Source organism: Alkalihalophilus lindianensis (assembly GCF_032843265.1).
Lineage (GTDB): Bacteria > Bacillota > Bacilli > Bacillales > Bacillaceae_D > Alkalihalophilus > Alkalihalophilus lindianensis.
In genome coordinates this window covers 1-245 of sequence record NZ_JAWJBA010000852.1, presented here as the reverse complement: position 1 = coordinate 245, position 245 = coordinate 1, and the positions used below count along the sequence as shown (strand labels likewise).

The window sequence follows — 245 nt, the reverse complement described above, 5'->3', positions numbered from 1 at the left end:
AACATTTCTTCAACAAGCGGTTCTACATCAGATAGGGCTGCTAACACATTGCGGATATCGCCCGGCGGTGGAATATTTAATTCCTCGCGAATCTTTCCTGAACTGCCGCCATCATCGGCAACCGTCACTATGGCGGTAATTTCTACAGGAAACTGCTTCAGGCCTCTTAATAGAACCGGAAGCCCCGTTCCTCCACCGATGACGACAATTCTTGGATGCACATTATCGCTCATGTTGTCTTTTCC

Annotated in this window: 1 protein-coding gene; it reads right to left on the bottom strand. The window is 48.2% G+C overall.

All coding sequences use genetic code 11. From position 1 onward, the window contains the following. On the bottom strand, positions 1-233 hold a 233-nt coding region (locus tag RYX56_RS24555), incomplete at its 3' end, for a gluconeogenesis factor YvcK family protein (RefSeq protein ID WP_317124415.1). Between the last annotated feature and the right edge of the window lie 12 nt (positions 234-245).